We start from the raw sequence: 1,387 nt of genomic DNA on the forward strand, positions 1-1,387 counted from the left end.
GGTGGAATTCACCGCGTCCGGCAAGAGCATCCGCGTCGGCCCGGGCGAAACCGTCCACGCGGCAGCCGCCAAACTCGGCCTGATGATCCCGAAAGCCTGCGGCATGGGCATTTGCGGGACATGCAAGGTGATGAAACTGGGCGGCGAAGTGGAGATGGAGCACAACGGCGGGATTACCGAGGATGACGAGGCCGAAGGGTTTATCCTGTCGTGCTGCAGCGTGCCGAAGGGGGATGTGCGGATTGAGTTCTGAGGCTTTTATGATCGTTCCCACGCTCCGCGTGGGAATGCCGCCCGGGACGCTCCGCGTCCCATTTCAATACCAGCGCTGAATCTCGATCATTCCCTCCATTCCCGCGTAGTCCCTGGCACTCGAATAACGCCAATGCTCCGGTAAGTCCACATATCCGCGTTTCACCGGATTGTTGTGGATGTATTCAAGCTTCTGACGCATCACAGATTCGCTGTAGACCATTTCCGCGTGCGTGCCTTCTTGCCACAGTTGATACACCCGGTCCTGCTTATGCGCGCGTTTGCTGAAGCGCAGGCGCTGCAAGGCTTTGTCGGCGCCTTTTGTTTGCAAGTCATTGATGATTTGTCGCGCGGTGAAGGACTTGAACTGGCTGAGGCATTTGCTCAGGTCAGGCGCTTGGGCGACAAAGTGAAGATGGTTTTCGAGAATCACATAGCCGTATAGCTTCAAGTCATGATGTGTCTGCTGATATCGCCAGCAGTTGAGCAGGTGCTCAACGATGTACGGGCGAATGAATAACGGCAACCACTCCATCACGGTGCAGGTCAGGAAATGCGGTTTGTCGGCTTCGGTAATCGTATAGCGGCTGCGGCCCATGGGATTCGATCCTTGAATCTTGCGGTGCGAATGAGATGGAACGCGGAGCGTCCCGGGAGGCGTTCCCACGCGGAGCGTGGGAACGATCAGGGTGAGGCCGGAGTAGGGAACGTGCTAGAAGAGACGTCTGCAACTACAGTGGGAAAAGTCATTCCCGACCTAAGATCGTTCCCACGCTCTGCGTGGGAATGCAGCCACTGACGCTCTGCGTCATAGCGGTTTTCAGCCTGTCGCCAAGGGTGAAGCTGGAACGCGGAGCGTCCCGGGAGGCGTTCCCACGCGGAGCGTGGGAACGATCAGGGTGGGGCAGATGTGGAGATAAAGATCGTTCCCACGCTCTGCGTGGGAATGCAGCCACTGACGCTCCGCGTCACGGCGGGCTTGACCGTGTCGATAATGGTGAAGATGGAACGCGGAGCGTCCCTGGAGGCGTTCCCACGCGGAGCGTGGGAACGATCAGGGTGGGGCAGATGTGGAGATAAAGATCGTTCCCACGCTCTGCGTGGGAATGCAGCCACTGACGCTCCGCGTCATAGC

Annotated in this window: 2 protein-coding genes; one reads left to right on the forward strand and one right to left on the reverse strand. The window is 58.4% G+C overall.

Annotation, left to right across the window (positions count from 1 at the left end):
- On the forward strand, positions 1 to 253 hold a 253-nt coding region (locus V8J63_RS27615), incomplete at its 5' end, for a 2Fe-2S iron-sulfur cluster-binding protein (protein ID WP_336464963.1).
- Positions 254 to 316: 63 nt separating this feature from the next.
- On the opposite strand, the gene V8J63_RS27620 is transcribed toward V8J63_RS27615, so the two are convergent.
- Entirely contained in the window at positions 317 to 850 is a 534-nt protein-coding gene (locus V8J63_RS27620; protein ID WP_323165071.1) for an REP-associated tyrosine transposase, read from the reverse strand.
- Between the last annotated feature and the right edge of the window lie 537 nt (positions 851 to 1,387).

Source organism: Pseudomonas sp. CCNWLW23 (assembly GCF_037095675.1).
Classification (GTDB): domain Bacteria; phylum Pseudomonadota; class Gammaproteobacteria; order Pseudomonadales; family Pseudomonadaceae; genus Aquipseudomonas; species Aquipseudomonas atacamensis.

Bases quoted from the DNA above. Each gene is read 5' to 3' on its own strand.
- V8J63_RS27620 (WP_323165071.1), bottom strand. From the start codon at position 850: ATGGGCCGCAGCCGCTATACGATTACCGAAGCCGACAAACCGCATTTC.